Annotated in this window: 22 protein-coding genes and 1 other RNA gene; 13 read left to right on the top strand and 10 right to left on the bottom strand. The window is 73.5% G+C overall.

The genetic code is table 11. The features are described from left to right. Positions 1-2 precede the first annotated feature (2 nt). Positions 3-1,265, bottom strand: coding sequence for a sensor histidine kinase (locus tag ACODT5_RS29630; protein ID WP_422522228.1), 1,263 nt, complete (start codon positions 1,263-1,265; stop codon positions 3-5). A gap of 194 nt (positions 1,266-1,459) precedes the next feature. Between ACODT5_RS29630 and ACODT5_RS29625 the strand changes: the two genes are divergently transcribed. The 4 genes from ACODT5_RS29625 to ACODT5_RS29610 all read left to right on the top strand — a co-directional run bounded on the left by ACODT5_RS29625 (position 1,460) and on the right by ACODT5_RS29610 (position 6,086). After that, positions 1,460-2,107: a hypothetical protein gene (locus ACODT5_RS29625; protein WP_422522227.1), complete on the top strand. Its 648-nt coding sequence runs from the start codon at positions 1,460-1,462 to the stop codon at positions 2,105-2,107. Positions 2,108-2,115: 8 nt separating this feature from the next. Then, positions 2,116-2,652 (top strand): hypothetical protein, encoded by a 537-nt coding sequence (locus ACODT5_RS29620; RefSeq protein ID WP_422522226.1) that lies wholly within the window; start codon positions 2,116-2,118, stop codon positions 2,650-2,652. Between the two features lie 95 nt (positions 2,653-2,747). Then, complete coding sequence (locus ACODT5_RS29615; RefSeq protein WP_422522225.1) at positions 2,748-4,880, top strand: acyl-CoA dehydrogenase family protein; 2,133 nt, start codon at positions 2,748-2,750, stop codon at positions 4,878-4,880. Positions 4,881-4,898: 18 nt separating this feature from the next. Continuing rightward, positions 4,899-6,086 carry a thiolase C-terminal domain-containing protein gene (locus ACODT5_RS29610; RefSeq protein WP_422522224.1) on the top strand — a complete coding sequence of 396 codons (1,188 nt, stop codon included), beginning with the start codon at positions 4,899-4,901 and terminating at the stop codon, positions 6,084-6,086. A 589-nt stretch (positions 6,087-6,675) separates the two neighbouring features. Here the strand turns inward: ACODT5_RS29610 and ACODT5_RS29605 are convergent. Next, complete coding sequence (locus ACODT5_RS29605; protein WP_422522223.1) at positions 6,676-7,959, bottom strand: amidohydrolase family protein; 1,284 nt, start codon at positions 7,957-7,959, stop codon at positions 6,676-6,678. 254 nt (positions 7,960-8,213) lie between these two features. On the opposite strand from ACODT5_RS29605, the gene ACODT5_RS29600 reads away from it, so the two are divergent. Then, the gene (locus ACODT5_RS29600) at positions 8,214-9,455 is read left to right on the top strand and encodes a cytochrome P450 family protein (RefSeq protein ID WP_422525079.1); all 1,242 of its coding nucleotides are present in this window, start codon (positions 8,214-8,216) and stop codon (positions 9,453-9,455) included. 149 nt (positions 9,456-9,604) lie between these two features. On the opposite strand, the gene ACODT5_RS29595 is transcribed toward ACODT5_RS29600, so the two are convergent. Continuing rightward, entirely contained in the window at positions 9,605-9,982 is a 378-nt protein-coding gene (locus tag ACODT5_RS29595) for a response regulator (RefSeq protein WP_422525078.1), read from the bottom strand. A 282-nt stretch (positions 9,983-10,264) separates the two neighbouring features. Between ACODT5_RS29595 and ACODT5_RS29590 the strand changes: the two genes are divergently transcribed. The 3 genes from ACODT5_RS29590 to ACODT5_RS29580 are packed head-to-tail and all read left to right on the top strand — an operon-like array spanning position 10,265 to position 13,242. Beyond that, the gene (locus ACODT5_RS29590) at positions 10,265-11,137 is read left to right on the top strand and encodes a MaoC/PaaZ C-terminal domain-containing protein (protein ID WP_422522222.1); all 873 of its coding nucleotides are present in this window, start codon (positions 10,265-10,267) and stop codon (positions 11,135-11,137) included. A gap of 59 nt (positions 11,138-11,196) precedes the next feature. Then, a complete protein-coding gene (locus ACODT5_RS29585; RefSeq protein WP_266958368.1) occupies positions 11,197-12,273 on the top strand; it encodes a Zn-dependent alcohol dehydrogenase in 1,077 nt (358 codons plus the stop codon). A 24-nt stretch (positions 12,274-12,297) separates the two neighbouring features. After that, positions 12,298-13,242 (top strand): 3-oxoacyl-ACP reductase, encoded by a 945-nt coding sequence (locus ACODT5_RS29580; protein ID WP_422522221.1) that lies wholly within the window; start codon positions 12,298-12,300, stop codon positions 13,240-13,242. 111 nt (positions 13,243-13,353) lie between these two features. Here the strand turns inward: ACODT5_RS29580 and ACODT5_RS29575 are convergent, their stop codons facing one another. The 3 genes from ACODT5_RS29575 to ACODT5_RS29565 form a co-directional block, all read right to left on the bottom strand. Next, positions 13,354-13,995 carry an HAD family hydrolase gene (locus tag ACODT5_RS29575; protein WP_422522220.1) on the bottom strand — a complete coding sequence of 214 codons (642 nt, stop codon included), beginning with the start codon at positions 13,993-13,995 and terminating at the stop codon, positions 13,354-13,356. Between the two features lie 37 nt (positions 13,996-14,032). After that, entirely contained in the window at positions 14,033-15,163 is a 1,131-nt protein-coding gene (locus ACODT5_RS29570; protein WP_422522219.1) for a hypothetical protein, read from the bottom strand. A 312-nt stretch (positions 15,164-15,475) separates the two neighbouring features. Then, positions 15,476-17,950 carry a serine/threonine-protein kinase gene (locus tag ACODT5_RS29565; RefSeq protein WP_422522218.1) on the bottom strand — a complete coding sequence of 825 codons (2,475 nt, stop codon included), beginning with the start codon at positions 17,948-17,950 and terminating at the stop codon, positions 15,476-15,478. 101 nt (positions 17,951-18,051) lie between these two features. Between ACODT5_RS29565 and ACODT5_RS29560 the strand changes: the two genes are divergently transcribed. Genes ACODT5_RS29560 through ACODT5_RS29550 form a run of 3 tightly spaced genes read left to right on the top strand, consistent with a single transcriptional unit; the run spans position 18,052 to position 21,088 of the window. Further along, positions 18,052-18,921, top strand: coding sequence for a Nif3-like dinuclear metal center hexameric protein (locus tag ACODT5_RS29560; protein WP_422522217.1), 870 nt, complete (start codon positions 18,052-18,054; stop codon positions 18,919-18,921). Then, entirely contained in the window at positions 18,918-19,661 is a 744-nt protein-coding gene (locus ACODT5_RS29555; RefSeq protein ID WP_422525077.1) for a zinc ribbon domain-containing protein, read from the top strand. Before ACODT5_RS29560 ends, ACODT5_RS29555 begins: the two co-directional genes overlap by 4 nt. Continuing rightward, on the top strand, positions 19,661-21,088 hold the full coding sequence (locus ACODT5_RS29550; protein WP_422522216.1) for a bifunctional RNase H/acid phosphatase: 1,428 nt from the start codon (positions 19,661-19,663) through the stop codon (positions 21,086-21,088). Before ACODT5_RS29555 ends, ACODT5_RS29550 begins: the two co-directional genes overlap by 1 nt. 159 nt (positions 21,089-21,247) lie before the next feature. On the opposite strand, the gene rnpB is transcribed toward ACODT5_RS29550, so the two are convergent. Further along, an RNA gene (gene rnpB / locus ACODT5_RS29545) (RNase P RNA component class A) lies at positions 21,248-21,649 on the bottom strand. A gap of 78 nt (positions 21,650-21,727) precedes the next feature. Here rnpB and ACODT5_RS29540 point away from each other — a divergent pair. Both ACODT5_RS29540 and ACODT5_RS29535 read left to right on the top strand, forming a co-directional pair. Beyond that, entirely contained in the window at positions 21,728-22,504 is a 777-nt protein-coding gene (locus tag ACODT5_RS29540; RefSeq protein ID WP_422522215.1) for a MerR family transcriptional regulator, read from the top strand. Beyond that, positions 22,501-23,337 carry a hypothetical protein gene (locus ACODT5_RS29535; RefSeq protein ID WP_422522214.1) on the top strand — a complete coding sequence of 279 codons (837 nt, stop codon included), beginning with the start codon at positions 22,501-22,503 and terminating at the stop codon, positions 23,335-23,337. The genes ACODT5_RS29540 and ACODT5_RS29535 overlap by 4 nt, the downstream gene beginning before the upstream one ends. 267 nt (positions 23,338-23,604) lie before the next feature. Here the strand turns inward: ACODT5_RS29535 and ACODT5_RS29530 are convergent, their stop codons facing one another. Genes ACODT5_RS29530 through ACODT5_RS29520 form a run of 3 tightly spaced genes read right to left on the bottom strand, consistent with a single transcriptional unit; the run spans position 23,605 to position 26,076 of the window. Continuing rightward, entirely contained in the window at positions 23,605-24,201 is a 597-nt protein-coding gene (locus ACODT5_RS29530) for a phosphatase PAP2 family protein (protein ID WP_422522213.1), read from the bottom strand. Next, the gene (locus ACODT5_RS29525; protein ID WP_422522212.1) at positions 24,198-25,373 is read right to left on the bottom strand and encodes an MAB_1171c family putative transporter; all 1,176 of its coding nucleotides are present in this window, start codon (positions 25,371-25,373) and stop codon (positions 24,198-24,200) included. Before ACODT5_RS29525 ends, ACODT5_RS29530 begins: the two co-directional genes overlap by 4 nt. A 1-nt stretch (position 25,374) precedes the next feature. Further along, on the bottom strand, positions 25,375-26,076 hold the full coding sequence (locus ACODT5_RS29520; protein WP_422522211.1) for a hypothetical protein: 702 nt from the start codon (positions 26,074-26,076) through the stop codon (positions 25,375-25,377). Positions 26,077-26,105: the final 29 nt, after the last annotated feature.

Here is a 26,105-nt window from a genome sequence, read left to right as displayed (position 1 = left end):
GATCATGATGCCGTGGCGGGTGATCCGGTGGCGGGAAGAGTCGCGATCACGCGCCAGCCGCCCTGGTACGGGCCCGAGGTGAAGGTGCCGCCGCAGGCGCGGACGCGTTCGGCCAGCGCGAGCAGCCCGCCGCCGCCCCTGGCGCTCTTGGTGCCCCGTTCGAGACGGGGGAGTGCGGGCAGGTGCGAAGAGCGGCCGCGGCCGCCGTCGTTGGTCACGCTGACTTCGACGGTCGTACGGTCCGTGCTGAGCGCGACGCGTACACCGGCCGCTCCTGGCGCGTGGCGGCGTACGTTGGTGAGCGCTTCCACCACGACCCGGTGGACCGTGGCGGCCCCCTCGCGGGAGAGCGCGTCGGTGACGCCCGGGGCCAGTTCGAGACGGGCCGCTGTCTGCCCTGTTCCGCTGAACCGGTCGACCACTTCGCCGAGTTGATCCATGCCGGGAAGGACCGTACGGGCGCCGCCCGCAGCCTCGTCCCCGGTCAGGCCGTCGCTGTCGCCGCTGGTGCCACGGTCGCCGGGACCGCCCGTGCTCTTGCGGGTGTCCTCGTCGGCGGCGTGCAGCAGCCGCACCGTACGGTCGATCGAGGCCAGTGCCGCGAGTCCGGCCCGCTCGATCCGTTCCAGCGCCCGGGCCGCCGCCACCGGATCGTGCTCGGCCACGAACCGGGCCGCCTGGGCCTGCACGACGATGCCGCTCACGTCGTGGGCGACGAAGTCGTGCAGATCGTGGGCGAGTTCGAGCTGCTGGGCGCGGCGCGCGGCGAGGACCGCCTGGCGGCGGCGGTCCTCCATCAGGCGCGGATAGCCGCCGACGACGGTCGCGATGACGACCGGCGCCGACCAGAAGGACATCAGCCCGAGGTACTCGAAGAAGGAGGCGTCCGGTACGAGCGGGACGGTCCATGCGGCGACGGCCAGGGCGCCGAGGCCGCCGCCCGTCAGGAGCTGCCGCCGGGGCGACCAGCGCACCGCCGCCGTCAGGAGCAGCAGCACGGCTCCTACGGCCACCATGTGCCACGGCGCTCCTCCGGCCGTACCGCGTCCGGGCCAGCCGAACGAGGCCACCAGGAGCAGGGCCCCGGCGCCGCCCGTCGCGGCCCCGGACCACTGGCGCGACCGCGGTAGGCAGCCGAACGTCGCGAGGGCGATTCCGGTGGCGGCGAGCGCCGGCAGCGGCCGTACGCCCAGGAAGACGGTGGCGGCGCAGCAGGCGGCGGTGAGGACGCCGACGACGGCGCGGTCCCGGTGTGCCATGTCCATGATCTTCACCTTTACGACCTTAGAGGCTGTCCGAACCGGTGGCCTCTGCCGAACGGCATAGAGGGGACCGTCGAGCCCTCGAGTGGATCTCCCCATCGGCCGATGGTCGCGGATCGTCCCGGTGGCGGAGGCTGATGCCACACCGAAAGCACCGAAGGGCGACTCAACCGGCCGCCAGGATCAAGGAGTTCACGATGTTGCGCAGCACCACTCTTCGTACGTCCGTCGTCGGCGTCGCCGCACTGGCGGTCATCGGCGGCCTCGCTGTCACCGCCTCCGCCTCCGTCTCTGCTGCTGCCTCCGCCTCGGACGAGGCGAAGAAGTCGCCGAAGGAGTCGAGTCTCACCGGCTCCGCCAAGATGGACCGGGCGGACGGCCAGCAGGTCCGCTTCTCCTTCGACGCACACGGCTTCGCCCCGGCCGAGCCCGACGAGCCGGACGCCCCGGCCGGCACCTCGCGCGGCACCTTCCGGTTCAGCCACTACTCCGCCGACGGCAAGCAGGGCGCGTACGCCGAAGGCCGTATCGACTGCCTGCTGACCGGCGGTCCGGTAGCGACCGCCACCGGCATCATCACGAGCTCCGACCTGCCCCCCGGCGCGGTCGGCAAGCGCGTCGGTTTCACCGTCTACGACGGGAAGGGCGACGGGAAGAAGGACCGGGTCGGCTACAGCTGGGCCGTGTCCTCCTTCGACGGTCCGGAGGTGCCGAAGTGCCTGAGCGCCGCACCGTACGAGACCGTCGAGAGCGGCGACTTCAAGGTCGTGCACGTGCTCCCGCCGAACCCGTCCGCGGACTCCGTGAAGTCTGCGGACTCCGCGAACTCGGGGAACAAGGAATGAGGGCGGCCATGGAGAGCCGACCGAGCCGTCGAGTGGTGCGGCTCGCCCGCCTCGCCGCGCTCGCACCGCTGCCCACGGGGCTGTGGCGGATCGCCGGAGCGGTCGGAGTACCGCTCGGCTTCTCCGGGGGTGACCCGCTGGCGGACGTCAGCTTCGGCAGCGGCTTCTCGCTCTACATGATCGGCCTGAGCGTGTTCGCCGAGGTGCTGGGATTCCTCGCCCTGGGCCTGGTGCAGCGCTGGGGCGAAGTCACCCCGGATTGGCTGCCGTTGATCGGTGGCAGGCGTGTCCCGCCGCTCGCCGCCGTGATCCCCGCCGGCCTGGGGGCCGCCGCGCTCACCCTGTTGGGAGCCCTGGGGGCGATCGGCTGGAACGACCCGGGGAACATGGGTGCCCCCGGTTCCCCCACGGGCGTGGCGTACTGGGTGATGACGGCCTGCTACCTGCCCCTGGTGGCCTGGGGGCCACTGCTGGCGGTCGTCACCGTGGCCTACCACCGCCGCCGAAGGGTCGCGACTCCCGGCCGCCGGCTCGTCCTTGCGTGAGGCTCCGGCCCCGGCGGCGACGGCAGGTCCCAGAGTGAGAACACGTTTCAGTTCTGACCTTCCGTCAGAATGCAACGTGTTCTACTCTGCCGCGCATGGGCATCGGAATCACACAGGAACAGCGGGAGTTGGCCGAGGCCGTACGCGGCTGGGTCGCGCGGGCCGTGCCGCCCGAGGAGGTGCGCAAGCTCCTCGACACCCCGCCGCAGACGGGCTCGCGGCCCGCCTACTGGGACGGGCTGCTCGCCTCCGGGCTGCTGGAGCCGCACCTGGAGGGCGGGAGCCTGCTCGATCTCGCCGTCGTGGTGGAGGAGGCCGCCCGGGCGGCGCTGCCCGGGGCGTACCTGCCGAGCGTGCTGGCCTCCGTACTCCTGGACCGGGCCGGGGCCGAACCCCTCGGCGGGCGGGTCGGGGCCGTGGCGCTCGGGCCCGGGGACCTGACCGCCGTCGCCGTGGAGGGCGGGTACCTCCTCGACGGGACCGCGCCGCCGGTGCTCGGCGCTGGCGAGGCCGACCTCGTGCTGCTCGCCGCCGAGACCGCGCACGGGACCCGCTGGTTCGCCGTCGACGCCGCCGCGCTGGACATCCGTACCCAGGACAGCGCCGACCCCACCCGGCCCACCGCCGAGGTCCGCGCCCGCGGGGTCACCGCCGGGCCGGGCGCCCTGCTGGAACTGGACGCCGCCCTCGTGCGGGACCTCGCCTGCATGCTGTTCGCCGCCGACGCCTGCGGCACCGCCGCCTGGGCGCTGCGCACCGCCGCCGAGTACGCGAAGGTGCGCGAGCAGTTCGGGCGGCCCATCGGGCAGTTCCAGGGGATCAAGCACCTGTGCGCCGACATGCTGGTGCGCGTGGAGCAGGCCCGGGCGCTCGCCTGGGACGCCGCGCAGGCCATGGAGGAACCGGCCGAGGTGCGCTCGCTGGTGGCAGCGCTGGCCGCGGGCACCGCGCTCGACGCCGCGTACTCCTGCGCCAAGGACTGCGTCCAGGTGCTCGGCGGCATCGGCTTCACCTGGGAGCACGACGCCCACATCTACCTGCGCCGGGCCCTCGTCGCCCGCCAGCTCCTCGGCTCCGGCGACGGCCACCGGGTCCGGGCCGTGCGGCTCGCCGCCGCCGGCGCGCGGCGCGAGCTGCGCCTGGAGCTGCCCGCGCGGGCCGAGACCCACCGCGCGAAGGCCCGTACCGCCATCGCGGACGCGGCCGGCCTCGACCCCGCCACCGCCCGCCGGGTGCTGGCACCCACCGGGTACGCGGCCCCCTACCTGCCGGCCCCGTACGGGCTCGGCGCCGGACCCGTCGAACAGCTCGTCGTCCAGCAGGAACTGGCGGCCGCCGGGGTCAAGGTCGCCGACCTCGGGATCGCCACCTGGGTCGTGCCCTCGCTCCTCGCCTACGGGACCCCCGAGCAGCAGGAGCGCTACCTGCTCCCCACGCTGCGCGGGGACGTCACCTGGTGCCAGCTCTTCTCCGAACCGGGCGCGGGCTCCGACCTGGCCTCACTGCGGACGAAGGCGGAGCGGTCGGCCTCCGGGGACGGCTCCTGGATCGTCAACGGGCAGAAGGTGTGGACCAGTTCCGCGCACAGCGCCGACTACGGGATCCTCCTGGCCCGCACCGACCCGGACGCCCCCAAGCACAAGGGGCTCGGCTATTTCGTGGTGGACATGAAGACCCCCGGGATCGACATCCGGCCGCTCAAGGAGATCACCGGCGAGGCCCTCTTCAACGAGGTCTACTTCGACGACGTGCCGCTGCCGCCGGACGCCCTGGTGGGCGCCGAGGACGGGGGCTGGAAGGTCGCCCGCAACACCCTGGGCAACGAACGCGTCCACATGGCCGACCAGATGACCTTCGACACCGGCCTGGAGGCACTGCTCGCCCGCTCCGCCGAACTCGAAGGCGGATACCGGGTGCGGATCGGGGCCCTGGCCGCCGAGGCGCACGCCCTGGCCTGCATCGGGCTGCGCACCACGCTCCAGCAGGTCTCCGGACTGGAGCCGGGGGCGGGCGCGTCCGTACGCAAACTCGTCCAGACCCCGCACCAGCAGCGGACCGCCGAGCTCACGCTCGAACTGCTGGGTCCGGCGGGCGCGGTGAGCGAGGGGGCGGGGAAGCGGGCGGTGCACGGCATGCTCATGTCCCGCTGCCTGACCATCGCCGGGGGCACCACGCAGGTCCAGCTCAACGTCGTCGCCGAGCGGATTCTCGGCCTTCCCAGGGACTGAAGGGTAGTGGGGACACGCATGAAGTCGTACATCGTGGGCGTCGGCATGACGAAGTTCGAGAAGCCGGAGTCGAGGGACTGGCAGTACTGGGACATGGCGAAGGAAGCGGGTGACGCGGCGCTCGCGGACGCGGGCATCGACTACGGGCTCGTCGAGCAAGTACCGGTCGGCTACTGCTTCCAGGCCTCCACGGCCGGCCAGCGGGCCGCGTACGAGCTGGGGCTGAGCGGGGTACCCGTCTACAACGTCAACAACAACTGCGCGACGGGCTCGACGGCGCTGATGATGGCGCGGCAGTTCGTGGAGGGCGGGATCAACGACTGCGTGCTCGCGCTGGGCTTCGAGAAGATGAAGCGCGGAGCGCTGGGCGGGGGCACGGACGGCGGGGACTTCAAGACCTCGCCGGTCGCCCGGCACTACGGGATCATGGCCGCCGGCCACGGCTTCGAGATGTCGCCGCCGACCGCGCAGATCTTCGGGAACGCGGCGCGGGAGCACATGAAGCTCTACGGGACCACGGCCGCGCAGCTGGCGGCGGTCGGCGCGAAGAACCACCGGCACTCGGCGAACAATCCGAACGCGCAGTTCCAGGACGTGTACACGGTCGAGGAGATCCTCGCCGCGAAGACGATCCACGAGCCGCTGACCAAGCTCCAGTGCTCGCCGACCTCGGACGGGGCGGCTGCGGCGGTCGTCGTATCGGAACGCTTCGTGGAGCAGCACGGGCTCGGGGAGCGGGCGGTGGAGATCGTCGCCCAGTCCATGACCACGGATACGGAAGCGTCCTTCGCCTCCGGCTCCTGCATCGACGTGGTCGGCAAGCCGATGACGGCGGCGGCGGGACGGGCGGTCTTCGCGGCGTCCGGGCTCGGGATCGATGACGTGGACGTCATCGAGCTGCACGACTGCTTCTCGATCAACGAGCTGCTGACGTACGAGGCGCTGGGCATGTGCGAGGACGGCGGGGCGGGCGCGCTGGTGGAGTCGGGTGCGACGACGTACGGCGGGCGGTGGGTCGTGAACCCCTCGGGCGGGCTCATCTCCAAGGGCCACCCGCTGGGCGCTACGGGGCTCGCGCAGGCGGCGGAGCTGGTTTGGCAGCTCCGCGCTGAGGCGGGTCCCCGGCAGGTCCCGGGAGCACGGGTCGCGCTGGCGCACAACATCGGGCTGGGGGGCGCGGCGGTGGTCACGCTCCTGCGGCGGTAGCCCTGGCGGGTCCGGGTCCGGGTCCGAGTCCCGGTCGCCTGGTGCGGCGCCGTTGCCGGGGACCAGTCCCCGGGCCCCTGCGCCTCAAACGCCGGCGGGGCTGGGGTGTGCCGGTGTCGCGCTCGCTGCGGGTGGGGGCCGGTGCCGGGGGCGGGGTGGGGTGTCGGCCTGGACTGCATGATTTAGGCGCCCTCTGCTCTACTCCGACGGTGATGCCTTGTAGCGCGCCACAAATCACGCTTTACGTCCAGGCCAACACCCCACCCCGCCCCCGTCCCCGGCCCGGGCACCCTGGTCCCGACCCCGGCCGGGGTTTGTCTTTTCAGCCGTCCGGCGTTTGAGGACCGGGGTCTGGGGCGGAGCCCCAGGGGTCCGGGCGCAGCCCGGGGCCCCTGCTTTCAGCCCGTCCGGCGTTTGAGGACCGGGTCAGGGCCGGCCCTGGGAACGGTGGAAGGGCGGGTAGGGGACTCTGCCCCGCGCAGCGGCAAGGGTCGCAGCGGGGACTTCGCCCCGCGCAGCGGCAACGGGCGCAGCCGGGCTGCGGACGGGGGCGGCCCCGCGCAGCGGGTAGGGCGCGGGGCGGCGGCGCTCAGACGCGTGCGGGGCTCAGCGGGGCCAGGCTCGGCATCAAGCGCACCGCGTTGTCCCGATTGATCGCCCGCTGGTGCGCCACAGTCAGCGCGGAGTCACCCGCCAGCGCCGGCAGGGCGATGCCCGTGACCATCTCCGAAGGGCACGCCGGCCAGTCGCTGCCGAAGAGGATGCGGTCGGGGGACGCCATCGCCAGCAGGGTGCCCGCCGGGGACATGGGCCCGGCCGTGTCGTAGTAGAAGCGGAGCAGGTGGTCCCGGACCATCGCCGGGTCCACGGGCGGGGTGAACGCGCCCGCGAAGGCCTGTACCCGGGTGGCGATGTGGGGGAGGAAGCCGCCCGCGTGCGGCAGGATCACCGACAGGTTCGGGAAGCGGTCCAGGGTGCCCTTGTGGATCATGTTCAGTGCGGCCCGTGTGGTGTCCAGCAGGAAGTCGCACAGGAAGTTCGGGATCCCCGGCACGGCCACCGCCCCCGGTCCGCCGCCCGCCCCTGACCCGCCGCCCGCTCCCGGTCCGTGGCCTGCGCCAGGCCCGGTACTCGGTCCCGGTCCGTGGCCTGCCCCGCGTCGCGTGTCCGGGCCCGGTCCGTGGCCTGCCCCGCGTCGCGTGTCCGGGCCCGGCCCGTGGCCCGCGCCGCGTCCCGTGTCCGGACCCGGCCCGTGGCCCGCGCCGCGTCCCGTGTCCGGACCCGGCCCGTGGCCCGCGCCGCGTCCCGCCCCCGGCCCGCCGCCGGGCGGCATGCCGCCGGCCAACCCCGGCAGGTTGTGCGGGTGGGTGTCCACGATCGCGGATCGTTCGTTCAGCTCCGCGAAGAGGGGGTCGTACGAGGGGTCGCCCAGGTAGACGCCGCCGTAGTTCGCCGTGACGTTCACCCCCACCGCCCCCAGTTCGTCGAGGCCCCGCCGCAGCGCCCACCGCGCGACCTCCGGGGCGTCGAGGAAGAGGGGGGCGTGGAACGCGAAGCGGCCCGGGTGGGTCTGCGTCACCTCCGCCGCCGCCCGCAGGGTGATGGCCGTGGCCTCGCGCAGCTGGGCGGACGTCGTGTAGCGCGCCGGCAGCATCGGCTTGAGGACGGCGGTGGCGATGCCCGCCCGGTTCATGAGGTCCAGGGCCGCCGCCGCGTCCCAGTGCGCCCACGGCGGCAGGGCCTTGCGGTTCGCCAGGCCCTGGCCCTCGGCCCACTCCAGCCACTCCGGGGCGCAGAAGTGGTGGTGGACGTCGATCCTGCTGTCGCTGCCGTCGTCCGGCGGGGGCGTGGTGGGGTCTGCGATGTCCGGCATGGGGGGACCTTATGGCGGGGTCGCGCGGGTGTTCGCGGGACAGGTCGGGGACCCGGCCGATCCGCTCAGGCGGGCGTAGTTTCGGGCCCGAACGGGGTAACGGAGGTTATGCGGGCCACGGGCCGAGGGAGTGAGGTGGCTGGACAGTCGAGCCCCACGAGAGGTCTGAGCCCGTGACGACCGAACCCGCAGTGGCCGTGAGTGACGGCCTTCCCGTCGGCCTCCCCGTCGACGAAGCCGTGGCGGCCGTGTCCATGGGCACGCCGGAGTACCGCACGTGTCCCTACCCGGTCTACCGGACGCTGCGCGAGCAGGCCCCCGTCAGCAAGCTGACGACGCGCCACGGGGTGGACACGTATCTCATCACCCGGTACGACGACGCCCGGCTCGCGCTGTCCGATCCGCGCATCGGCAAGGACATGCACGAGGGCATCGACATCTACCACTCCGTCTTCGGGAACACCTGCGACGCCCTCGACGACAACCTGATCTTCGCCGACCCCCCTCGGCACACCCGGCTGCGGCACATCGCCCACGAGGCCTTCACCCCGCGCCACGTCAAGCTCCTGCGCCCGCGCATCGAGCAGCTCGCGGGCGAACTGCTGGCCAAGTGCCCGACGGACACCCCCGTCGACCTGATGGCCTCCTTCGCCCTGCCGCTCCCCATCATGGTCATCTGCGAACTGCTCGGCATCGTGGGGGACGAGCGCACGGATGTCCTGAAGTGGTTCGGGCAGGTGACGCGTTCCCGGTTCAGCAAGGACATGGCCGACGACCTGGCCGCGGCCGAGCACTGGCTGCGGAACTACTTCCTCGGCCTGGTCGCCCGCAAGCGCGCGGAGCCCGCCGACGACTTCCTCACCGTGCTGATCCAGACGCAGCACGAGGACGGGGCCCTGACGGACGACGAACTCGTCTCGATGATGTGGGTCCTGCTCTTCGCGGGTCACAAGACCACCACCTACCAGATCGGCAACGCGGTCTTCTCCCTGCTCGCCCACCCCGACCAGCTGGCGCTGGTGCGGGAGGACCGCGCGCTCCTGCCCCAGGCGATCGAGGAGCTCGTCCGGTTCGAGTGCTCCGTGGAGACCTCCACGTTCCGCTACGCACTGGAGGACATGGAGATCGGGGGAGTCGCCATCCCCCGGGGCGCCCTGGTCCAGATCGCGATCTCCTCCGCGAACCGCGACCCGGAGAAGTTCGCGGAACCGGACACCCTGGACGTGACGCGCAAGGGGCTGCAGAGCACCCACCTCGGCTTCGGTCACGGACCGCACTACTGCCTCGGCGCCCCGCTCGCCCGCATGGAGCTGGAGACCGCGCTGACGGCCCTGCTCGACCGGTTCCCCGACATGATCCTGGCCACGCCGGAGCCGGGGCACGAGGACTGGCTCAAGGGGCCCTTCCCGGCCTTCCGCGGGCTGGAGAAGCTGCCGGTCGCGCTGGACCCGTCGCGGATGGTCGACGACTGGACGGCGCGCGCCTCCACCGGCTGAGCCGTCTCCGGCCCTGCGTACGCCGGGCCGTCTCCGGCCCCTCGTACGCCGGCCCTGCGTACCCCGGCCCTTCGTCCGCACGCCGTACGTGCACCCGCCCCGCCGGTCCTTCGCAAGGATCCGCGGGGCGGAGGCATGTCCGGGAGGGCCTACGAGGCCTGCGGGGCCTGCGGGGCCTCCAGCGCCGGGTCGACCACCGACTCCCCCCGGGAGGCGCGGCGGATGCCGTCCGCGAGGTCCTCGACCGGGCCGTCGCGCAGCACCAGGCCGGCCGCGCCGGCGGTGAGCGCGGCCTCCGGCAGGCCCGGGTGGGCGGAGCCCGTCATCACCAGGACCCGGCATTCCGGATCCTCCGCCAGGAGCACCGGGACGCGCTCCACCGACTCCGTCAGCGCCACCGCCGGGCGGGCCAGCGCCGAAGCCACCACCTCGATGTCCGGCTGGAGGCCGAGGAGGACCGCCAGAGCCGGGTTCGGCGGGTCCAGGAGCACCCGCAGGGATCGGGCGGGGCGCAGGGGAACGGGCATCTCATCCACCCGGCCAGGGTAGGGGCGAAGTGTCCCGTGACGGCGTAACGCACCGCGGGAGAAGTGGGTCTGACAGAGAGTCAGGAGTCTTCCCAACTGCTGGGGCTTGCGTTATACATTCCTTCACCGGGCAACCTAGAACGCGTTCTAGAGAGCCGGGTCCCGCATACGACCTCGGTGCGGCCGACGGTGCGGACGGCCGCGCCGAGGTCTTCCAAGGCACCGCGCTTCCACAGCCGGTGCCCCAAAGACGGTGTCTCCAACACAGGGAGCAGCACGCCCATGCCGATCGATGCCGCCAAGGCCCTCGCCGCCGAACCCCGCCAGGGGAACATCGCCTGGGACCACAAGGACATCCAGCTCTACCACCTCGGACTCGGCGCGGGGACCTCCCCGAACAACCCCGGGGCCGCCACCGACCCGGACGAGCTGCGCTACACCCTGGAGTCCAAGCTCCACGTGCTCCCCAGCTTCGCGACCGTCGCCGGCGCCGGCATGGCCATGATGGGCGGCCTCGCCGCCCCCGGCATCGAGGTCAACCTCGCCAACGTGCTGCACGGCAGCCAGTCCATCGAGCTGCACCGGCCCATCCCGGTCAAGGGGCAGGCCGCCTCCACCGCCAAGGTCGCCGCGGTCTACGACAAGGGCAAGGCGGCGGTGATCGTCCTGCGCACCGAGGTCGCGGACGCCGACGGGCCGCTGTGGACCTCCGACGCGTCGATCTTCGTCCGCGGCGAGGGCGGCTTCGGCGGCGACCGCGGCCCCTCCGTCAAGGCCGAGCAGCCCGAGCGGGCGCCCGACCGGATCGAGGAGCGGAAGATCCGCGAGGAGCAGGCGCTGCTGTACCGCCTCTCCGGAGACTGGAACCCGCTCCACGCGGACCCCGAGTTCGCCAAGATGGCCGGCTTCGACCAGCCGATCCTGCACGGCCTGTGCTCGTACGGGATGACCCTCAAGGCCGTGGTCGACACCGTCCTGGACGGCGACGTGTCCCGCGTCCGCGCCTACCGCACCCGCTTCGCCGGGATCGTCTTCCCCGGCGAGACCCTGCGGATCCGGATGTGGCAGGAGCCCGGCCGGGTCCTGGTCACGGTGAGCGCCGCCGACCGGGACGACGCCCCGGTCCTCGCCGACACCGTCGTCGAACACGGCTGAGCGGACGCAGCAGCCGAAGCACGCGAGAAACCCCGCACACCCACCGAAGGAGCCGCACCGTGCGCGCAGCACTGCAGAGCGAGATAGGCCAGGACAAGCTCGAGGTCGTCGAGGACATGCAGGCCGTGGGCTTCGGCCCCGGCAAGGTCAAGATCCGCATCAAGGCCACCGGCCTGTGCCACTCCGACCTCTCCGCGATGAGCGGCGTCCTCCCGCAGCCCGCCCCCTTCATCCCGGGCCACGAGGGCTCCGGAGTGATCACCGACGTCGGCGACGGGGTCACCAGCCACAAGATCGGCGACCGGGTCCTGGTCTGCTGGCTCCCGCCCTGCGGGCACTGTCCCTCCTGCAAGCGCGGCCAGGGCCACCTGTGCCTGGAGGCCTTCGGCAACGTGGCCACCCCCAACTTCCAGCGCGGCGACAGCAGCATCTTCGGCTTCGCCGGCACCGGCACCTTCGCCGAGGAGATGGTGGTCCCGGCGGGCTGCGCCGTACCGATCCCCGACGACGTGCCCTTCGACATCGCCGCCCTGATCGGCTGCGGAGTCACCACCGGACTCGGCGCGGCCATCAACACCGCGAAGGTGGAGGCCGGTTCCTCGGTCGCCGTCATCGGCTGCGGCGGCGTCGGCATCTCCGTCATCCAGGGCGCCAAGGTCCAGGGCGCGGCCCAGATCATCGCCGTCGACCCGGTCGCCTCCCGGCGCGAGGCCGCGCTGCGCTTCGGCGCCACCGAGGCGGTCTCCCCGGAGGAGTTCGCCGACGCCAAGAACCGGATCACCGCCGGCGAGGGCTTCGACTACGTCTTCGAGGTCGTCGGCAAGTCCGCGACCACGAAGACCGCGTACGACATGACCCGCCGCGGCGGCTCCGTCGTCGTGGTCGGCGCGGGCGCCCTCGACGACAACTACTCGATCAACATGTTCTCCCTCTTCTTCGACGAGAAGAAGATCCTGCCGTCGATGTACGGCGGCGGCGACGTGCTCCGCTCCTACGAGCGCACCATCGCGCTGTGGCGGGCCGGCCGGGTGGACCTGGCGGGCCTGATCACGCACCGCGTGCAGCTCGCCGAGATCAACGACGCGCTCGACCAGATGCGTACGGGCGTGGCCCTGCGCACCTGCATCGAACTCTGACCCGTTTCGAGAGGAACCGTACGGATGTCACTGCCACTTGAGGGACTCGTCGCCATCGTCACCGGGGCGGGCCGCGGCCTCGGCCGGTCCGAGGCGGTCGAACTCGCCCGGCTCGGCGCGAGCGTGGTCGTCAACGACTTCGGGCAGCCCGGCCGCGACGGCTCCGGCGAAGCCTCGGCCGCACCCGCGGAGGAGGTCGCGGCGGAGATACGCGCCGCGGGCGGGGCGGCGGTGGCGCACCTGGGCGACGTGGCCGACTTCGAGCAGGCGCGCGAGCTGGTCGAGCTGGCGGTGAACAGCTTCGGCAAGCTCGACATCCTGGTCAACAACGCGGGCATCCTGCGCGACCGGATGGTCTTCTCCATGTCGGAGCCGGAGTGGGACTCGGTCATCCGGGTCCACCTCAAGGGCCACTTCAACACGACCCACTTCGCCTCCGTCCACTGGCGCGAACGCTCCAAGGCGGCCGGCGGACCGGTCTACGGCCGGATCATCAACACCTCCTCCGAGGCCTTCCTCGGCGGCTCGGCCGGCCAGCCCAACTACGCGGCGGCCAAGGGCGGCATCGTGGGCCTGACCACGTCCACCGCCCTCGCTCTGGCCAAGTACGGGGTGACGGCCAACGCCATCTGCCCGCGCGCCCGTACCCGCATGACGGAGGACGTCTTCGCGGGCTTCCAGGTCCCGGAGGAGGGCAAGCTCGACGCCCTCGCCCCCGAGCACGTCTCCCCGCTGGTCGGCTACCTGGCCTCCCCGGCCTCGGCGAAGGCCAACGGGCAGCTGTTCGTGGTCCACGGCGGCATCGTGGTCGTCATGGAACGCCCCAAGGTGGCGGCGAAGTTCGACACCACCAAGGAGTCCTTCTCCTACGAGGAACTCGACGAGGTCCTCACCCCGCACTACGACTCCCGCCCGGCGAACGAAACCTTCGCGGCGGCGGAAGTCCTCGGCCTCAAGCACGACGGCTGACCGGTACGAGCGACGAGCAACGAGTAACGAGTGGTTCCGGTGGGGCGGCGGACCTTCGGGCCCTCCGCCCCACCGGCGTGCCCGGACGGTCCGCCGGACAGGGGCCGTCCCTCACCGCGCGAGGGCGAAGGCCAGTGGCTCGTGGAGGTCGGCCGGCTCCCGGTAGTGCACGCCGGTCATGCCCAGCGCGACGGCCGCCTCGATGTTCTCCAGCCGGTCGTCGATGAACAGGCACCGGTCCGGAGCGGCACCCGCCCGCCCGGCCGCGATCTCGTAGATCTCCCGGTCGGGTTTGGCCACGCCCACCCGGGCGCTGCTGACCACGTGATCGGCGAGGTCCGTCAGCCCGAGCGCTTCGAGGTCGTCCTCCAGGGCGAGGGTCGCGTTGGTGACCAGCACCAGGGGCGTGCCCGACGCCCTGACCCGGCGCAGCATCGCCACCACCGTCCCGTCGGCCGAGAACGGCGACCCGGCGAAGGCCCGGGCCAGTTCGTCCGCGCGCGCCGGGGACAGCCTGCCGTCCTTCGCGAGTTCGGCCGCGACCGCGTCCACCCACTGCTCCGGGGTGGTGAGCCCGAGCAGCAGCGGCCCGTCCAGCGCGGGAGCGAAGGCGACGGCCGAGGTCGTGCCCCGCGGGAGGCCGGCCGAGTCCTCCAGCGCGGCCACGTGTGCCGTGTCGTAGAAGCGGATCACGTTGTCGAGGTCGCAGAGGACCGCGTCGTAGGGCTTGGAGTTCGTCGCGGAGTTCGTCACCGGGCCTGGATAGCAGACGCGCGGAAGCGGGAGGCGTTCACCCCAGCGGGGCCTGCTGCAAGGGGACCGGGCGGGCGGGGGCCGGGGGGAGGGGGATGGGGTCCAGGCGGATGGGCGGGGGCGGGGAGACCGGGAGGGTCATGCCCAGCAGTCCGCACGGGACTTCGGGGGTGGCGTACGGGAGGTGCAGGCGGCCCTCCGGGGTCCAGCGGCCCGTTCCGCCGAGCCAGCCGGCCGGGGCGCCGAGCCGGAACACGTGCCGGTCGGTGGGGCGCCACAGGGCCAGCCCGGCCACGGCCTCGCCGTAGCCGTCGCCCGCCTCGTCCACCCGCAGGGCGACCCCGCAGCTCTCCGGCATCAGCACCTGCCCCGGCTGCACCGCGAAGGGCGTCGCCGTGGCCCCGACGGCCCGCAGGCACTCCGGGAAGCGCACCGGGCGGGCGCTGCCCAGGACCCCCCAGCCGAGCCGGGGTTCGCCCGGCGCGTCCGAGCGGATCAGCAGCAGCCCGCTGTCGGCGTCGGCCAGCAGCAGCCGGTCGTTGCTGGCCTCCGCGATCTGGAGCAGCGGCGAGATCTCCCCGGCCCGCCGCAGGTCCACGGCCACCGCCTTGGTCACCGGCCCGTCCGGGCCGTCCAGTTCGCGGTCCAGCGATAGCAGCCGGCCGGTCCGGTCCAGCCAGACCCCGCCCGAACAGCGCCCCGGGATCCGGGCGACCCGCTCCGGCCCGAACGGGACCCCGGCCACCTGCCACACCGTGGTCGCGGTGGCCCCCACGGCCAGGGCGAAGGCCCCGTGCCCGTCGGGGGACGGGGGCAGCAGGGTGACCCGTACGCCGTCGGCCGCCGGGATCGCGCCGAGCTGCAGCTCCCCGGTCCGGGGCCCCGCGCCCGCTTCGCCGCCGCCCGTCGGGTACAGCAGCGCGAAGCCGTGCCGCTCCGCGACCCGCCGGTGGATCAGCACCCGCCCGTCGGCCAGCGGCAGCACCTCGCTGTCGGCCTCCTCGGGCTGCGCGAGGGGCAGGGGCACCGCGTACGGCTCGGGACCGGTCAGCGTCCAGCGCTCCGGATAGCGGGCTTCACCGTCCCCGGCCAGCCGGGCGGCGTAGGACCCGTCCGCGGCGATGGTGAACGGGGTCGCGCTGGTCTTCTCGATGGCACAGACAGTCATCGCGGTTACCTCCGCCGAGGAACGTAGTGATCGCGCTTCCCCCCGGACAACGCGACAATCCCCGCTTCACACATACGGGTGGCGGGGTGGCGATTCGGCTGTGCAGGGAGAGGTGATTGTGCTGTGCGATATCAGGGCGTTTGGGGTGAGGGCCCTGGTTAGGCACACCTAACCTACTTTTCCGGTCTTTGCCCGCTCCCCGTCCTCGGGAGACGTCCCCCGCCCCTCCGACACCGCACGCCCCCGCGGCGGCCCGTCCGGCCGGGTGGCCCGCCCGATCCCGCAGCCCGTCCGGCCACGCAGCCCGCCCGGTCAGGTGGCCCGTGCCGTCCAGACCGGTCCGAGCCCGGGGAGGCCCGCCGCGCGCGCCTCCTCCGGCTCGGGGGCGAGCCCCAGCCGCTCCCGGACCCCGCGGGTCAGGTCGTGCCGGGCGCCCATCGCCCGCGTCAGCTCCGCCAGCAGCTCCCGCCACATCGGCCGCGCGACCGCCTCCCCGTGCAGGGCGGCCACCCCGGCCGCCTGCGCGCAGCGCCCGCGCAGGGTGACCGGCTCGTCCGCCCCGAACAGTTCGCTGCGCCGCGGCAGTACGGAGTTCAGCAGCGGCAGCGCCTCCGCCGGCCGGTCCCGCGCGGACAGGGCCGGCGCGAGCCGGAACCAGGCGTCCACCGTCAGCCGGTCCCCGCTCCCGAGCAGTGCCTCCAGATCCGGTGCCAGCTCCTCCCACTGCGCGAGGTCCGCCGCCGGATCGACGGCCCGGGTGGTCAGCGCCAGCAGGTAGCGGGCCCGTAGCACCCGCTCCCCGGCGGGCCCCTGGTGCGCGTACAGCGCCGGCATCAGCTCCACCAGCAACGCCCGCGCCTCCGCCGGGCGGCCCGCGCCCTCGGTGTGCTCCGCCAGCCGGAACCGCGCCAGCAGCGTCAGCGGATGCTCCTCGCCGAGCGCCGCCGTGCAATCGCTGATCAGCACCCGCCAGGTGGGCAGCGTCTCCTGCGCGGTGCCCGCGTCGGCGACCCGGCCGGCCATCACGATCCGGGCCGCGTACGTCTCCTCCCGCCCGTCCTCCAGCAGCCCGACCAGGTTGGCGACGAGCACGCGCAGCCGGGCGGCGGCCTCCGCGTTGTCCCGCAGCCGCAGGACCGCGTCGCACAGCTCGCGGCGGGCGTCCGCGCCGAGCGACCCCACCGTGCGCTGCTCGGAGTCGAGCCGCGGGATCAGGGAGAGCCACAGCTGGACCGCGCCCACGTCGTCGCCGGCCTTGGCCGGCTGCGTGACGTACTGGTACCGGGTGTGCAGGGTGAGGCTGTCGCTCTCCCCGAGCACCCGGCGCAGATCGCGCACGACGTCCGCGTAGAGCCCGGCGGCCTCGCGCAGGGCGCCCGCACCCGCCAGGTACCAGGGCAGCAGGCAGCGGGCGTAGAGGGTGCGGCGGTCCTCGGGCCCGTGCAGGGCCTCCATGCGGGGCACGATCTCGCCGAGCAGCGCGGAAGCCTCCCCGAACAGGCCGTCACGGGCGCAGGCGCAGGCCAGGTCGAAGCCGAACTCCACGGTCAGCGGGTCCTCGGCGCCGAACAGCCGGACGGTGTCGGTGAGCAGCTCGCCCAGGGCCGGCCGCGCGATCCCGGGATCGTCCTCCGCGCGCGCCACCCGGCCGCGCTCCACCAGCGCGGCGCGGATCCGGGCGCTGAAGACCTCGCCGGGGTCGGGGTCGGCGTACTCGCCCTCCAGCACCTCGTCCGCGTCCTCCTCCTCGGCGGGCTCCTGTACGGGCGGCGCAGGCGCGGGAGGCAGGTCCGGCTCGGCCGGTACGTACGCTCCCGCACCGGCGGAACCGGCGCCGGCGGAACCGGCGCCGGCGGAACCGGCGCCGGCGGAACCGGCGCCGGCGGACCCGGCGCCCGCCGCCCCGGCCCCCGCGGCCGCGGCCGCGGCCGCGGCGAGCGTGCGGCTCAGCGTGCGCAGCCGGTCCACCACCTCCGCGGCGTCGGCCGGCCGGTCCGCCGGATCCTTGGCGAGCAGTTCCATGACCAGCCGGTCCACGGGCGGGGGCACCGGCAGGTACGCGCTCGGCGGCGGCGGTACCTCGTGCACCTGCTGGTACACGACCTGGAGCAGGCCCCGGTCCAGGGTGAAGGGCGGCCGCCCGGTGAGCATCGTGTAGAGGAGGCAGCCCAGGGCGTACAGGTCGGTCCGCCCGTCCACCGGCCGGCCCTCGCACTGCTCGGGTGCCATGTAGGCCGGGGTGCCGACCATCCGGGCTCCGGTGAGCTTCGTGTGGTGGGTGTCGTTGTCCTCCAGGAATCGGGCGATGCCGAAGTCGAGGAGCTTGACCAGCCCGCCGTAGGTGACCATCAAGTTGCCGGGCTTGAGGTCCCGGTGGCCCCCCGCCTCCGGCCCGTGCGCCGACTCCAGGGCCAGCGCGATCTGCTCGGCCCAGGCCAGTGCCTGCGGGAGCGTCGGGAGCCGCTGCGCGAGCCCTTCCGCGAGCGAGCGGCCCCGTACGAGCTCCATCACGATGTAGACGAGGGGTACGTCGTCCTGCGCCACGCTGTTGTAGTCGTACACGGCGGCGATGTGGGGGTGCGCGAGCCGTCCCGCCGCCGTCGCCTCCCGGCCGAGCCGGGACACCAGCTCGGGGACGAGCGCCGGATCGGCTTCCTCGCGGATCAGCTTGATCGCGACCTTGCGGCGGATGCGCCGGTCGATGCCCTCCCAGACCTCGCCCATGCCGCCCACGTCCAGGCGCCGGACCAGCCCATATCGGGCGTCGAGTACTTCTCCGGCACGCACGGATCCCCCCGTTTCCCCTGCCGCCGCAGACAGTGTCCGCATCAGCTCGCGGATGGGACGGGAAGACCGGGGCCGGTCGCCACGGACGGTAGCCTTGGCCTGTGCCCCGTCTCTCTGAAGTCATCGCCGCGCTGGACGCCCTGTGGCCCCCCTCGCGGGCCGAAGCGTGGGACGCCGTCGGGACCGTCTGCGGCGACCCCGACGCCGAGGTCTCCCGGGTCCTGTTCGCCGTCGACCCCGTCCAGGAGATCGTCGACGAAGCGGTGAAGCTGGGTGCCGACCTGCTCATCACCCACCACCCCCTCTATCTGCGGGGCACCACCACCGTCGAGGCCGGCACCTTCAAGGGCCGCGTCGTGCACACGCTGATCAAGAACGACATCGCGCTGCACGTCGCCCACACCAACGCCGACACCGCCGACCCCGGCGTCTCCGACGCCCTCGCCGGCGCCCTCGACCTGCGCGTCACCGGCCCGCTGGTGCCCGACCCGACCGACCCCCACGGCCGCCGGGGCCTGGGCCGGCTCTGCGAGCTGGACCGCCCCGAGACGCTGCGCGAGTTCACGGCGCGCGTCGCCGCCTGGCTCCAGCCGACCGCGCAGGGCATCCGGGTCGCCGGCGACCCCGACGCGATGATCCGCCGGGTCGCCGTCAGCGGCGGCTCCGGCGACAGCCTCTTCGCGCAGGTCCGGGCCTCCGGTGTCGACGCGTACGTCACCGCCGACCTGCGCCACCACCCGGTGTCCGAGGCCCGCGAGCAGAGCCCGCTCGCCCTCGTCGACGCCGCCCACTGGGCCACCGAATGGCCCTGGTGCGAGCAGGCCGCGGCCCAGCTCGACGCCATCTCCGAGCGCAACGGCTGGGGTCTGCGGACCCACGTCTCGCGCACGGCCACCGACCCGTGGACGGCGCACGCGCCGTCCGTGACATCCCCTTTGACGTCCCCTTCTCACCCTGGAGCCCCCAACTGAACGCCGAGCCCGCCGACCAGATCCGACTTCTCGACGTCCAGGCCCTGGACGTCCGGCTGTCTCAGCTCACCCACAAGCGCAAGATGCTCCCCGAGCACGCCGAGGTCGACTCGCTGACCAGCGACCTGGCCCAGCAGCGCGACTTCCTCGTCGCCGCCCAGACGCAGGCCACCGACGCCGCCCGCGAGCAGACCAAGGCCGAGCAGGACGTGGACCAGGTGCGCCAGCGCGCCGCCCGCGACCAGTCCCGCCTGGACACCGGCGTCGGCATCTCCGCCCGCGACCTGGCCAACCTGCAGAGCGAGGTCGTCTCCCTCGCGAAGCGCCAGGGTGACCTGGAGGATGTGGTCCTGGAGGTCATGGAGCGTCTGGAGGGTGCGCAGGAGCGCGTCACCGAGCTCACCGACCGGGTCGCCTCCCTGGAGGCCAAGCTCGTCGACGCCACCGCGCGCCGCGACGCCGCCACCGGCGAGATCGACGCCGAGCTCGCCGGCATCGCCAAGGACCGCGAGGTCATCGTCACCGCGATGCCGACCGCGCTGATCGCCCTGTACGAGAAGATCCGCGTGAAGCAGGGCGGCGTCGGCGCCGCCCGCCTGTCGCAGCGCCGCTGCGAGGGCTGCCGCCTGGAGCTCGACCTCGCCGAGGTCAACGAGATCAAGGCCGCCGCCCGCGACCAGATCGTCCGGCACGAGAGCTGCGGCCGCATCCTGGTCCGCATGGCCGACTCGGGCATCTGATGCCGCAGTTCGTTGTGGAAGCCGACGGCGGTTCCCGGGGCAACCCGGGGCCCGCCGGTTACGGCTCCGTCGTCCTCGACCCGGTGACGGGCGAGACGCTGGCCGAGCGCGCGGAGTACATCGGCGTCGCGACGAACAACGTGGCCGAGTACAAGGGCCTCATCGCCGGGCTGAAGGCCGCCCGCGAACTGGACCCGGACGCGGTGGTCCTCGTCCGCATGGACTCCAAGCTCGTCGTCGAGCAGATGTCGGGCCGCTGGAAGATCAAGCACCCGGACATGAAGCCGCTCGCGGCGGAGGCGGCGAAGGTCATGCCGCGCGCCCAGGTGACGTACGAGTGGATCCCGCGCGAGAAGAACAAGCACGCGGACCGGCTCGCGAACGAGGCGATGGACGCGGGCAAGCGCGGCAAGCAGTGGGAGCCGTCCCACTCCTCGGCCGCCCTGGACGCGTCGGCGGCCCGCACCCTGGCGACCCCGCCGCCGGCGGGCCCCGTGGGCGACGCCGCAGCGGGAGCCGCGGCCGTCCGCGCCGCGCTGGCCTCCGGCGGTGGTACGCGAACCCGTGCGACCTCGGCTGCGGGCGCGACGGCCGGCTCCGCACCAGCGGACACCCTCTTCGGGGACTTCCCCGAGCCGGCGGCGGCTCCGCACCCCCAGCCCCCCGCGGCCCCGGCCGATCCGGCGGCCGGCGCCACCACCAGCACGGGGACCGGCTCCGGCTCCAGCACCGGCACGGCCGCAGGCACCGGTACGGCCACCGCTCCCGCCCCCGCGGCGGGACAGGGCTGGGGGCCCGACATGGGTCCGCCCGCCACCTTCGTGCTGCTGCGCCACGGCGAGACCGCGCTGACCCCGCAGAAGCGGTTCTCGGGCAGCGGCGGCAGCGACCCGGAGCTCTCCGCCGCGGGCCGCCGCCAGGCCGCCGCCGTCGCTGAGTCGCTGGCCGCGCGCGGCACCATCGAGACGGTGATCAGCTCCCCGCTGCGCCGCTGCCGGGAGACCGCGCAGGCCGTCGCCGACCGGCTCGGGCTCACCGTCACCGTCGAAGAGGGCCTGCGCGAGGTCGACTTCGGCGCCTGGGAGGGGCTGACCTTCGCGGAGGCGCGCGAGCGCCACCCCGAGGACCTCCAGGCGTGGCTGGACTCCCCGAAGGCCGCCCCCACGGGCGGCGGCGAAAGCTTCGCCTCGGCCACCCGCCGCATCTCGGCGACCAGGGACCGGCTGCTCGCCGCGCACGCGGGCCGCACGGTCCTGCTGGTCTCGCACGTGACGCCGGTCAAGATCCTGGTCCGCCTCGCACTGGGCGCCCCGCCGGAGGCCCTGTTCCGCATGGAGCTCTCGGCGGCCTCCCTGTCGGCGGTCGCCTACTACGCCGACGGCAACGCCTCGGTCCGCCTCCTGAACGACACGTCCCACCTGCGCTGACCCGGCTGTACCGGGCCGAGGACCTCGGTCGGGGTCCCGGCCCGGAGCGCGGGTCTCCCGGCCGGTCACGGCCACCCCTTCCTCGCGCAGACCCCACACGGGAGGATCGCGAAAAGGCCCGACCTGCCGCGGAGCGGTGATCGGGCCCGGAAGGTACGGCAGACGAGCCGGCCTGTACGCCGGGTTCTGTCGCCCGGTGACCTTGCGGTCGCCGGGGAGACGGCCATCCATCTAGGACCGGCGTTGCCGCCGGCCTCGTGCGGTCTACCCGCGAACTCGGGCGGGCAGCCCTCGAGCGTTCGCGCAGGGCCGTCCGAGAACGACCCCTCTTGACCTTGCTCCGGGTGGGGTTTACCTAGCCGCCTGAGTCGCCTCAGGCGCTGGTGGTCTCTTACACCACCGTTTCACCCTTACCGGGGGCCGAAGCCCCAGGCGGTCTGTTTTCTGTGGCACTGTCCCGCGGGTCACCCCGGGTGGCCGTTAGCCACCACCCTGCCCTGTGGAGCCCGGACGTTCCTCGGCGGGATCCGGGGATCCCGACGCGGCCGCCCGGCCGACTCGTCTGTCGTGCCGCCCATCGTACCGGCTGCGTCATCACGGCTTGACCTTGACGCAGCGGCAGGGTTTCTACTGGAACCCATGCGGATCGGAGAGATCGCCGCGCTCGTCGGGGTCACCACCCGGGCGATCCGGCACTACCACCACGTCGGCCTGCTCCCCGAGCCGGACCGGCGCCCCAACGGCTACCGCGCCTACAGCGTGCGCGACGCCGTCCGGCTGGCCCGGGTACGCCGGCTGACCGAGCTCGGGCTGAGCCTCGACGAGGTGCGCGACGTGCTCGCGGACGACGCGGGGCGCGAGCTGGCCGAGGTACTGGCCGAGCTCGACGCCGACCTCGCCCGCCAGCAGGCCGAACTGGCCGAGCGCAGACGGCGCCTGGCCGTCCTGCTCGCCGCCCCGCCCGGGGAGGCCGAGCCGGTCTCGCCCGCGCTGGCGGAACTGCTCGCCAGGGCGCCCGCGACGGCCTCGCCGTCCGCCGCGCTCGACCGCGAGCACCTGGGCCTGCTCGACGCCTCGGGCGCGGTGGGGGAGGAGCTCTACGCCGTGCTCGGCACGGTCGCCGCCGATCCGGCCGTGCTCGCGCTGTACGAGCGGCTCGACGAGCTCGCCGACGCGGACGGGGACGACCCCCGGATCGGGCCGCTCGCCGCGGAACTGGTGGCCGCGGTGCCCGCCGAGGCCTTCGCGGCGATGGCGACGGCGTCGGCCGGGGGCGCCGGCGGGCCGCAGGAGCTGCCGGGCTTCCTGGAGGCCCTGCTCGCCGAGTACGCCCCGGCGCAGGCGGAGGTCGTCCGCCGGGTGATGGAGGCCTTCACGGACACGTGGGCCGCACGGACGAAGAGGGGCCGGGAATGAGCGCGATACGCGCGGCACGGATCGGGGTGGCCGCCGTGCTTCCCATGGAACTGGCGCTGGTGGTGTGCGTGGCCGCCGGAGTGCGCCCGCCCGGCTGGGCCCTGGCCGTCGCCGAGGTGATGGTGCTGGGGGTCCTCCTCCTGGAGGCCGGCGTCCTGTACTCCCTGTACGCCGCCGCCCGCGCCCGCGGAGCCCACCCGGGCGCGGCCCGCCGCGAGGCCGTACGGGCCGTGGTCCCCGAGACCGTACGCCGCCTCGTGCTCCACGAGCTGCGCGCGTCCGCCTCGCTGGCCCGCTGGGCGCTGCGCCGGCCGCCGCACGGGGTGCGCCCCGCGGACCACGCGGCCCCGTACACCGGACCGCAGACGGCCATGATGTACGGGCTGGTGTTCGTGTCGCTGATCGAGACGGTGGCGCTGGCCTTCCTGATCCCCTGGCCGGCCGTCCACCGCGTGGTGCTCGTCCTCGACGTGTACGGGGTGCTGCTGATGCTCGGGCTGCACGCCGCCTGCGTCACCCGGCCGCACGTCGTGAGCCCCGACGGGACCCTGCGGATCCGCTACGGAGCCCTCTTCGACCTCACCGTCCCGCCGGACGCGGTGGCCTCGGTCAGGGTGGACCGCCGCTACCCCGAGGGACGGCTCGTCACCCTCTCCGAGGACGGGGTGCTCGACCTGATCGTCGGCAGCCAGACGACGGTCACCGTGGAACTGCTCCGCCCGCTCTCCTTCCGCCGCCCGCTCGGCGCCCGCGCCGAAGCCCGCGTCGTCCGCTTCCACGCGGACGAGCCCCGCGCACTGGTCGACGCACTGCGGCAGCCCACACCCCCGTGACGGGCTGCCGCAGTGACGGTCGTGTGCGCCGAGCGTGACAAGCGGTTGCGCGCCTGTCTTGTCGAAAACGGCACGGCTCGAAAACGGGCTGCCCTAGGGCCTGTCGTCAAACTCCCGTCTGCCGCGCGACGCCTGGCACGCGCTCTCGCCGCACCGGGCGAAAGCCAAGTACGTCCAGTACGCGGGCTTCCGCCCGGCACGCCGAGAGCACGCACCAGACGCCGCAAGGCCGCCCTCCGGGCGACGACGGGAGTTTGACGACAGGCCCTAGCGGACCAGCGTGAAGGTGGTGGCCGCCACGGCCGCGCCCAGTGCGGTGCCCGCGAGGACCTGGGCGAGGGTGTGGTCCTTCAGCTCGACCCGGGACCAGCCGACGACGGCGACCAGCGGGTAGGCGAGCAGCAGCCAGGGGCCGTAGGTCAGGGCGAGCATGGCGGCGCTCCCGGAGGAGACGGCCGCGTGCACGCTGATCTTCCAGACGGGGGTCACGGCGAGCAGGGCCGCGAGGGTGGCCAGCATGGCCGCGATCAGCGCGATCATCGTGCGGGGAGAGCCGAGGAGTGCCATCAGCAGGATGCCGGTGGTGACCGAGCCGATGATGAACACCATGACGGTGATGCGCTGTCGGCGCTGCCCGACGTGCCGGTCGGCCCAGCGGCCGCGCCGGATGCCGTACTTGATGAAGGCCAGCGGGATGACGGCGGCGAACAGGCAGCCCAGGAGCCCCCAGCCGATTCCGGCGAGGCCGGCGGTGTGCCAGCCGATCAGGAGGGTGTCGGCGATGATCCAGGTCTTGGGATCGAGCCCGTCGGTGATCAGGCGGGCGGATCGGGACTCGGTGGGCTGGGCGAGCGTGGCGGTCACGCCGTGGCCTCCTGGCTGGTGGTGGTGGTGAGGAACGCGTCGGCCACGGCGGAGTGGTAGATCCGGGCGAGCTGGATGAGCCGCAGCACTTCGGCGGAGAAGTCGATCTCGTCGATGCCGGCGGTGGCGGCCGGCTCCTGGGCGCCGTGGAGCGGCAGGATCCCGCGGGCCTTGCCCTCACGGGCCGCCCGCATCCGCAGGGCCTCGGCCGCCGGACTCGTCGCCGGGTCGAACCCGGCCTCCAGGGCGGCGCGGTGCGCGCGCTCGCGGACCTCGGGGGCGGTGTACGCGTCCAGGGTCAGGGCGGCGTCGCGGATCTCGATCACCCGCCGGTACAGCCGCAGGCGCGGGCTGCGCAGGAGTCCGGTCTTCAGGACGATGTCGGGGGTGACCGCGGTCAGGTCCTGCCAGAGCGGCTGGAGCTGCCGGTGGTGCCGGCCGTCCTGGACGGTGCGCCAGGCCACGCCGAAGGCGGGGATGCTGCTCCCGATGAGGATGAAGCCGATCGCCAGGTACTTCAGGGCGTCGGTGACGTTGTCGACCGCGATGTCGCTGGTGTCGTCCGTGAGGCCCGCGAGGCGGCTCGCGATGTACCCGGCCCGCAGCAGGGTGTAGAGCACGCCGACGGCCGTTCCGATGCCCATGAGGCGGACGCCGGTCCGCAGCCACAGGGCGCTGGCGTGCCGGGCGCTGCCCCAGAAGAGCCAGGTGGCGGTGGCCATGGCGATGCCGAGGTAGACGATGAAGAGGAGGTAGTAGGCCGTGGCCCAGCCGTTGCCCGCGGTCTCCTCGAAGAAGTCGGTCATCTCGCGGGGCCGCGGGACGAAGAAGACGAAGAGCACCGCCATCGCCGACATGGCGGTCAGGGCGGCGTAGTGCCGGGTCCGCAGCCGGCGGCCTGTCTCCGGGCGGGCGATGGCGACGACGAAGTCGACGACCGCGCCGGCCGCGATCATGCCCAGCCAGTGCTTGAGGAGGGTGGAGAGGTTGTTGACCCCCGCCCAGTCGTCCAGGGTGCGCATCACGCCGGGGAGGCGGAGCGTCATGGAGACGGTCAGGGCGGCGAACGCCGTCCACAGGGCCCGCTGTTTGACCGACCGGACGGCTGAGGGGGCGCGCCAGAGCGTCACCGTCCAGAGCATGACCAGGATGGCGATTTCGAGGTGTTTCACTTCACGACCACGTATTTCGAACGGGGTGCCCGAGGGCGTCATGGAGGCGTACGAGACGGTCCTCGGCCTCACTGTCACGGGAGGTCGACTGCGTCGTGTCGTAGCGGCCGGCCCGCTCGTGGATGAGCGTGGCCAGGGTCTCGGCCTGCCGCTCCTGCGGGCTGGCGAACTTGCTCCGCCCCATGAGGTGCGCCAGGCGGTCGATGTCGAGGCCGAGTTCCTCGTCGATCGATTCGGTCCTGCGCGCCACGTTCCTGATCCGGGCCGCCTCGGTGCGGATGATCGAGGCCACGGGCAGCTCGGGGCGGTCGAGTCCGGAGACGGCCGTGTGCGTACGCGTCAGCAGGCGCTGGAAGTGTTCGGAGGCCCGGGCGATCTCCCGGTCCGACGGCTGTTCGGGGATGTCGAGTTCGGGAGCGACATGGCCGAGCAGCATGTGCGAGATCTCGTGGAGGACGATCTGCACCTTGAGGATCTCGGCCGCGACGGCGTCGTAGAAGACGAGGTCGGCGACGTCCAGTCCGAGCCAGATCCCGCAGGGCAGGGCCGGGTCGGGGGGTCCGTCGAGGGGCAGCAGGATCAGCGGGCGGCCGCGCTGCGCGGCTATGCCCTCGCAGAAGGCTTCCAGGTCGAACGGCCGGGGGATGACGAGCCGGTCCGCGACGGCGGCGCACTCCGCGTCGGCGCGCTTCCACCAGCGCATGGTCGCCCTCCCCGCCCGTCGTCGCCCAG

Origin of the sequence: Streptomyces tatrensis, from assembly GCF_049310065.1 — a bacterium.
In the GTDB taxonomy this organism is placed as follows: domain Bacteria; phylum Actinomycetota; class Actinomycetes; order Streptomycetales; family Streptomycetaceae; genus Streptomyces.
Note: the sequence above shows the minus strand (reverse complement) of the source record. Positions and strands in the feature narration are given on the sequence as shown.

Excerpts from the sequence above, each read along its gene's own strand:
- ACODT5_RS29630 (WP_422522228.1), bottom strand. The coding sequence starts at position 1,265 with ATGGACATGGCACACCGGGACCGCGCCGTCGTCGGCGTCCTCACCGCC.
- ACODT5_RS29625 (WP_422522227.1), top strand. The coding sequence starts at position 1,460 with ATGTTGCGCAGCACCACTCTTCGTACGTCCGTCGTCGGCGTCGCCGCA.
- ACODT5_RS29620 (WP_422522226.1), top strand. The coding sequence starts at position 2,116 with ATGGAGAGCCGACCGAGCCGTCGAGTGGTGCGGCTCGCCCGCCTCGCC.
- ACODT5_RS29615 (WP_422522225.1), top strand. The coding sequence starts at position 2,748 with ATGGGCATCGGAATCACACAGGAACAGCGGGAGTTGGCCGAGGCCGTA.
- ACODT5_RS29610 (WP_422522224.1), top strand. The coding sequence starts at position 4,899 with ATGAAGTCGTACATCGTGGGCGTCGGCATGACGAAGTTCGAGAAGCCG.
- ACODT5_RS29605 (WP_422522223.1), bottom strand. The coding sequence starts at position 7,959 with ATGCCGGACATCGCAGACCCCACCACGCCCCCGCCGGACGACGGCAGC.
- ACODT5_RS29600 (WP_422525079.1), top strand. The coding sequence starts at position 8,214 with ATGGGCACGCCGGAGTACCGCACGTGTCCCTACCCGGTCTACCGGACG.
- ACODT5_RS29595 (WP_422525078.1), bottom strand. The coding sequence starts at position 9,982 with ATGCCCGTTCCCCTGCGCCCCGCCCGATCCCTGCGGGTGCTCCTGGAC.
- ACODT5_RS29590 (WP_422522222.1), top strand. The coding sequence starts at position 10,265 with ATGCCGATCGATGCCGCCAAGGCCCTCGCCGCCGAACCCCGCCAGGGG.
- ACODT5_RS29580 (WP_422522221.1), top strand. The coding sequence starts at position 12,298 with ATGTCACTGCCACTTGAGGGACTCGTCGCCATCGTCACCGGGGCGGGC.
- ACODT5_RS29570 (WP_422522219.1), bottom strand. The coding sequence starts at position 15,163 with ATGACTGTCTGTGCCATCGAGAAGACCAGCGCGACCCCGTTCACCATC.
- ACODT5_RS29550 (WP_422522216.1), top strand. The coding sequence starts at position 19,661 with ATGCCGCAGTTCGTTGTGGAAGCCGACGGCGGTTCCCGGGGCAACCCG.
- ACODT5_RS29540 (WP_422522215.1), top strand. The coding sequence starts at position 21,728 with ATGCGGATCGGAGAGATCGCCGCGCTCGTCGGGGTCACCACCCGGGCG.
- ACODT5_RS29535 (WP_422522214.1), top strand. The coding sequence starts at position 22,501 with ATGAGCGCGATACGCGCGGCACGGATCGGGGTGGCCGCCGTGCTTCCC.
- ACODT5_RS29520 (WP_422522211.1), bottom strand. The coding sequence starts at position 26,076 with ATGCGCTGGTGGAAGCGCGCCGACGCGGAGTGCGCCGCCGTCGCGGAC.